The sequence below is a fragment of the Paenisporosarcina sp. TG20 genome, assembly GCF_000286315.1.
GTDB lineage: Bacteria > Bacillota > Bacilli > Bacillales_A > Planococcaceae > Paenisporosarcina.
Map to the genome: position 1 here is coordinate 36,170 of NZ_ALJG01000355.1, position 6,867 is coordinate 43,036.

The 6,867-nt window shown below is 34.3% G+C and carries 5 protein-coding genes; all 5 read right to left on the bottom strand.

Annotated elements, in window-relative coordinates; genetic code table 11:
* Positions 1 to 271 precede the first annotated feature (271 nt).
* Positions 272 to 1,132 carry a nucleoid occlusion protein gene (noc, locus tag B371_RS0118205; RefSeq protein ID WP_019415749.1) on the bottom strand — a complete coding sequence of 287 codons (861 nt, stop codon included), beginning with the start codon at positions 1,130 to 1,132 and terminating at the stop codon, positions 272 to 274.
* Positions 1,133 to 1,225: 93 nt separating this feature from the next.
* Positions 1,226 to 1,939, bottom strand: a complete 714-nt coding sequence (rsmG, locus tag B371_RS0118210) for a 16S rRNA (guanine(527)-N(7))-methyltransferase RsmG (RefSeq protein WP_019415750.1) — start codon at positions 1,937 to 1,939, stop codon at positions 1,226 to 1,228.
* Positions 1,940 to 2,002: 63 nt separating this feature from the next.
* Entirely contained in the window at positions 2,003 to 3,892 is a 1,890-nt protein-coding gene (gene mnmG / locus B371_RS0118215; protein WP_019415751.1) for a tRNA uridine-5-carboxymethylaminomethyl(34) synthesis enzyme MnmG, read from the bottom strand.
* A 65-nt stretch (positions 3,893 to 3,957) separates the two neighbouring features.
* On the bottom strand, positions 3,958 to 5,343 hold the full coding sequence (mnmE, locus tag B371_RS0118220) for a tRNA uridine-5-carboxymethylaminomethyl(34) synthesis GTPase MnmE (protein WP_019415752.1): 1,386 nt from the start codon (positions 5,341 to 5,343) through the stop codon (positions 3,958 to 3,960).
* A gap of 293 nt (positions 5,344 to 5,636) precedes the next feature.
* Positions 5,637 to 6,734: a low specificity L-threonine aldolase gene (locus B371_RS0118225; RefSeq protein WP_019415753.1), complete on the bottom strand. Its 1,098-nt coding sequence runs from the start codon at positions 6,732 to 6,734 to the stop codon at positions 5,637 to 5,639.
* Positions 6,735 to 6,867 lie beyond the last annotated feature (133 nt).

Sequence of the window (6,867 nt, forward strand, 5' to 3'; positions counted from 1 at the left end):
CTCAATGTCCGTTCTAACCTCTCTTTATAAACTTTATGTAAAACTATCACTCTAACATCAAAGCTTAACTAGTTTAACTTGTTTTTCCCAACTAATTTAATCAGGAATACTTTTTTCTCTTTAAAGAGTTCATTTCTTGTTGCAATAGGTCTCGTAGCTTTTGTTTTCTCTTTATTCTAACAAATTTTTCATTAAAAAAGGTTATATTATCATTACAAAATAAAAACTCTTACTATTTTAATAGCAAGAGTTCACAAATACAAAATTATCATTACTTCTTTTTAGGGATTTTAACGATAATTTGATAATAATCTTCTAGTTCTGATTCTTCTGTTTCCATTTTAATACCCGTTTTGGTCACCATTGCAAATGACTGTCTTAGAGTATTTAATGCAATTCTAACATCGAGACTTACCGTTTTTCTCTTTGGTTTCACTTTTTTCTCTGCAACTTCGGGTGGATTTAACAATTCATCCACTTTCTTTTCAAGTTGCTTAACATTGTAATGCTTTTCTATGCTTTCATTAAAGAGTTCAATTTGTTTTTCTTCATCCTTAATAGGCATTAAAGCACGAGCATGGCGTTCAGAGACTTCTCTTTTTAAAATTCCATCTTGAATTATCTGTGGTAGTTTCAAAAGTCTTATTTTATTAGCAACTGTTGATTGTCCCTTACCTAAACGTTGAGCCAATGCTTCTTGAGTAAGTTCATGAAGTTCTAACAGTTTTTGGTAAGCTAATGCTTCCTCTATTGCCGTTAGCCCTTCACGTTGTAAGTTTTCAATCAAAGCAACTGAAGCAGTTTCTTTATCACTTAAATTGCGTACAATTGCAGGTACTTGTTCCCATTCAAGTTTTGTCATTGCACGAAAACGGCGTTCTCCAGCAATTATTTCATAAAGATCCTCTTCTAGTTGACGTACAATTATTGGTTGAATAATCCCATGTGTATGAATTGTACGAGCTAATTCCTCTATTTTCGACTCATCAAAAATAGACCGGGGTTGATACCGATTCGGAATAATTGACTTTAAAGGAATTTTTAAAATTTCTTCATTTTGTTCAGTTGTTTGTCTTGTAGCGGCTATCTCTTTTTCGCCACTCCCAAAAAAACGTGTGAAAGGACTTTTCATCCCCATGCACCACCCTTAAAAAACTCACTACTAACACTTATTCGCTATAAATCTCTTCAATCCTTTATTAATGTTTCACGTGAAACATTAATGCTACAATGGAGCTTTATTTGGAATGCCTGGTTTTCTTGGATATTTTTTTGGTGTGCTCTTTACTTTGTTAAAAACAAACAATGACCTTTCACTATCTTCAATTGGTAGTGTGAAAGAATATTCTTCACTTTTTTCTGCACCCAAAATATTTAATGCCTTTTTTGCATCCAACAATTCATCTTGAGCTGCTGAGGCTTTCATCGCTACAAACAAACCGTCTTTTTTGACTAATGGAACACATAACTCTGATAATACAGATAGTCTTGCAACCGCTCGTGCTGTTACAATATCATACTTTTCTCTGTAAATTGGATTTTGTCCAAATTCTTCAGCTCTAGCATGAACAAAATGAACATTTGAAATTCCTAGTTGCTCACTTAAATGAGTTAGAAACTGAATGCGTTTATTTAATGAATCTACAATCGTAACTTCCATTTCAGGAAAACAAATTTTTAAAGGAATACTTGGGAATCCAGCACCAGCACCAACATCACATATTGATTGACCTTTAGAAAAATCTACATAAAAAGCCATACTAATCGAATCATAAAAATGTTTTAAATAAACAGATGGTTGATCTGTAATTGCTGTTAGGTTCATTTTTTCATTCCACTCAACAAGTAGTTCATAGTATTTATTAAACTGTTGAAGTTGTGTAGAACTCAAGTTGATACCTTTTTCTTTTAGTGCTTCAATAAATTGTTCTTGATTCATATTAGCTCCTTCCGTATATTAAGAGTGTTTATACGCTTTAGTTGCATATAAACACTCTTATACTCATCCGGATATTTTTGCTATTCTACCATGTTCAATATACACCAATAAGATGGAAATGTCAGCAGGATTTACACCTGAAATTCTTGATGCCTGAGCAATTGATAAAGGTCTTACTTCTTTCATTCTTTGTCTAGCTTCAGTCGCAATACCAGAAATGGCATCATAGTCAATTTGAGAAGGTATTTTTTTATCTTCCATCTTTTTAAGTTTATCAACTTGTTGTAGTGCTTTTTCGATGTAGCCTTCATATTTTATTTGTATCTCGATTTGTTCTTTCATTTCTTCAGTTAAATCAATTGTTGAGGGCGATAACTTCACAATATCATTATAAGTCATTTCAGGACGTTTTAGTAAATCTTGAGCTTTAATTCCATCCTTTAACTCACTTCCACCTTTTTCAAGAATAGCACTTTGCGTTTCTTCGTTAGGTTTGATAATGGTTTTACGTAATCTCGCAATTTCTTCATTAATCAATTTCTTTTTAACTTCAAAACGCTCATAACGATCTTTAGATATTAACCCAGCATTAAATCCAATTTCAGTTAGTCTCAAATCTGCATTATCATGTCGTAATAACAAACGGTATTCTGCTCTTGATGTAAGCAAACGATATGGTTCGTTTGTACCTTTTGTAACTAAGTCATCTATCAACACACCGATGTAAGCATCTGAGCGACTTAAGATAATTTCATCTTTTTCTAAAGCGCGAGCAGCAGCATTCATGCCAGCCATTAACCCTTGACCTGCAGCTTCCTCATAACCAGATGTTCCATTAATTTGCCCCGCTGTATACAAATTATGAATTTTCTTTGTTTCTAATGTTGGCCATAATTGAGTTGGTACAATTGCATCATACTCAATTGCATATCCAGCACGCATCATTTCAGCCTTTTCTAAGCCTGGAATACTTTCAAGTAATTTTCGTTGTACATGTTCAGGTAAACTTGTGGAAAGACCTTGAACGTACACTTCATTCGTATTGCGGCCTTCTGGCTCTAAGAAAATTTGGTGACGTGGTTTATCGTTAAAACGCACTACCTTATCTTCAATAGACGGGCAATAACGTGGTCCTGTACCTTTAATCATTCCAGAATACATTGGTGATAAATGTAAGTTCTCATCAATTACTTGATGTGTACGTTCATTTGTATACGTTAACCAACAAGGCAGTTGATCTGTAATAAATTCAGTCGTTTCATAACTGAAAGCTCGAGGTGCATCATCACCAGGTTGAATTTCTGTTTTGCTATAATCAATTGTCTTACTGTTTACTCGTGGAGGAGTTCCTGTTTTAAAACGTACTAAATCAAAACCTAAATCACGTAAGTTAACTGCCAATTTCAATGAAGGTTGTTGATTATTTGGTCCACTTGAATATTTCAAGTCTCCAATAATGATTTCTCCTCTTAAAAATGTTCCAGTTGTCACAATTACCGTTTTTGCTCGGTAAATTGCCCCAACTTGAGTGATAACTCCTTTAATTTCGTTATCTTCCGTAATTAATTCTTCAACCATTGCCTGATGAATTGATAAATTATCTTGCTCTTCCATTAATCTCTTCATTTCTGATTGGTATAACACTTTATCGGCCTGTGCACGTAAGGCACGCACCGCCGGGCCTTTGCCAGTATTTAGCATTCTCATTTGGATATGAGTTTTATCTATTACTTTCCCCATTGCCCCACCTAAAGCATCAATTTCACGAACAACAATACCTTTGGCTGGTCCTCCGATAGAGGGATTACATGGCATAAAAGCAATCATGTCTAAGTTGATCGTTAGTACTAGAGTTTTTGCACCCATACCGGCTGCTGCTAAAGCTGCTTCAGCACCAGCATGTCCAGCTCCTATAACAATTACATCGTATGAACCTGCTTCAAATTTTTTCATCTTCTTTCACTCCTTCCTCCATTTTTTATTTATGGTTGAACTATCAAAAGTTCTTGAGACTCTTTCTACTTTCCTAAACAAAATTGTGAAAATAATTGGTCAAGTAAACTTTCTTCGACTGTATCACCAGTAATTTCTCCAAGTAATTCCCATGTTCTTGTTACATCAATTTGTATCATATCAATTGGAACAGCAGCGTGTGCTGCATTTATAGCATCTTCAATTGTGTTTTTTGCTTGATGTAATAATGCAATATGACGTGCATTAGATACATAAGTCAGATCTGCATTGTCTAGTGACCCTTCAAAGAATAGGGATGCAATCGCTTCTTCTAACTGATTTACGCCTTCTTCTAATAGCAAGGAAGTGGTAACGATTTTCCGATTACCCGCCAACTTCTTTACTCGTTCGCTATCTATTCTCTTTTCTAAATCTGTTTTATTAATAACGACAATGAAATCCATGCCATCAATTGCTTCAAATAATCGTTCGTCTTCGATTGTTAGCTCGTCCGAATGGTTTAGTACTAACAAGATCAAGTCTGCTTGTTTAAGCACTTGCCTAGATCGTTCTACACCTATTCTTTCTACGATATCTTCTGTTTCACGAATACCTGCTGTGTCTACGAGTTTTAATGGTACCCCCCGTACATTCACATATTCTTCAATAATATCTCGTGTTGTTCCAGCAACCTCAGTAACAATTGCTTTATTTTCTTGCACCAAGCTATTTAGTAATGATGACTTCCCTACATTTGGACGACCTATAATCACAGTAGATAAGCCTTCTCTTAAAATTTTCCCTTGGGAAGATGTTTGTAATAAGCCTTCTATTTCACGTTTGACCCAATTGGACTTTTCAATAATCATCGGCAACGTCATTTCTTCTACATCATCGTATTCAGGGTAATCTATGTTAACTTCAACTTGCGCCAATATTTCTATCAAAGCTTGACGTAAGTTTGCAATTAATCGTGATAATTTTCCATCCATTTGACCTAATGCCACATTCATAGCTCTGTCTGTTTTAGCACGAATTAAATCCATAACAGCTTCTGCTTGTGATAAATCTATACGTCCATTTAAAAATGCACGTTTCGTAAACTCACCAGGTTCTGCTAGTCTTGCGCCGTGTCTTAGGACAAGTTGTAGTACATGGTTTACAGTCACAATACCACCGTGACAATTTATTTCAATTACATCTTCTCTTGTAAAAGTTTTTGGACCTTTCATTAAAGACAGCATTACTTCTTCTACTATATCGCCTGTTTTAGGCTCTACTAAATGTCCATAATGAATTGTATGTGTTAATTGTTCACTTAGGATTTTATTCCCTGGTGAACGAAATATTTTACTAGCTATAGAAATTGCTTCTGGTCCACTTAACCGTACAATTGCAATCGCTCCTTCACCCATAGGTGTGGATATTGCAACAATCGTATCGAATTCCATATTCGTCCACCTCCATCTCTAAGTTATCCACATGTGGATAAGAAAACATTCATGGTACTCGAACATATTATTATAGCATGAATTTACTTTAATTTAAAGTAGTTCTTGTTATTTTATCCACAAGTAAAAGACCTTTTCACTTTTAGGCGAAAGGGTCGAGATTTTATACCCATTAAATTTTGGTAATTCTATAGATAAAGAGTTACACCACATTTTACTGAGTTTATTCTAAATGTAATGGTTTCACAATTAAATTCTCTATTATATCGGATCTATTTAACCAGGTTGTTAGTTTACCCTACAGCAATTTCTAGAATTCGCTGATTAAGTAATTTAAAGACCTTTTTTAATTCACCTTTAGGAATACTTGCGTAGTTATCGCCAATACTAACTTCAAAATAACATCCTTCATGTATATCTTTTAAATTACCGGTTAATCCTATACCAGTTTCTTTATAAATTTCTATTAATATTCTTACTATATTTTCTTTTTCCTCATTTATATGAACATGAAACATATTTGATACTGGTTCTAAAGGTACTGTTGAAATAGTATGGCATTCATTGAAAAGTACAGCAAGTTCTTTCGAGTCTTCATAATACTGCTCCATTTTATGTACTCTTTTATCAAAATAATAATTTGCACTAATAATATATGGATACAAGCTGATTAAGTCTCCACCTAGTCTCCTTTTCCATACTTTTGATTCCTGCATAAATGTTTTATCCCCTGCTAAAATTGCTCCAGCTATACCACCAATTCCTTTGTATAATGATACATAGACAGTATCAAATAAACTACAGATCTCTGCAGCTGACTTTTGATAATACGGAAGAATTTCATATAGTCTAGCTCCATCCAAGTGTAATTTGATTCCTTTTCCTCGGCAATAGATAGAAATTTCTTCAAGGGTTTTGTAAGCTGGTAATTGACCTCCTATCTCACGCTGAGGCAATTCAAGCAATAGGCAAGCGACATCCTCTTCCATACTTACAACATCTTCTAATGTAATCAATCTGTTTTCATTAGCTAACAGAACAGATTTTATGTGATGCAATTCTCTTAACACATTTTCTTCATGAATTTCTATATGTGCTAAAGGATGATAAGCCACTTTTTGTATACCTTTTTTATCACACCACATTCGTAGGGCAATTTGTTGTGCCATGGTTCCACTAGGATAAAATACTGCAGCCTCTTTTCCCAAATAGCTTGCCATCTTTTCTTGGAAGTCCTCTATGATTTTACCAGAACCGTATATGTCACTTTCTTGGTGTCCACCATAGTCATCTAACACATTTTTTAATACATGGACATCCCTATTGCTATGGCCGATCACTTGATAATCTGTTTGTTTGAACACTTCTAATAAAGGATTTTTTTTACTCATAATCTTACTCCTTTCAACATCTTATTTTCACTTCTCCACCGATCATATCATATGTTATCTGACAATTATGAAGCATGATATATAATTTTTCTTGAATTCTCTATTTTTAAACACATAAGAAAAACCGGGCAAA

Excerpts from the sequence above, each read along its gene's own strand:
- rsmG (WP_019415750.1), bottom strand. The coding sequence starts at position 1,939 with ATGAATCAAGAACAATTTATTGAAGCACTAAAAGAAAAAGGTATCAAC.
- mnmG (WP_019415751.1), bottom strand. The coding sequence starts at position 3,892 with ATGAAAAAATTTGAAGCAGGTTCATACGATGTAATTGTTATAGGAGCT.
- B371_RS0118225 (WP_019415753.1), bottom strand. The coding sequence starts at position 6,734 with ATGAGTAAAAAAAATCCTTTATTAGAAGTGTTCAAACAAACAGATTAT.
- noc (WP_019415749.1), bottom strand. The coding sequence starts at position 1,132 with ATGAAAAGTCCTTTCACACGTTTTTTTGGGAGTGGCGAAAAAGAGATA.
- mnmE (WP_019415752.1), bottom strand. The coding sequence starts at position 5,343 with ATGGAATTCGATACGATTGTTGCAATATCCACACCTATGGGTGAAGGA.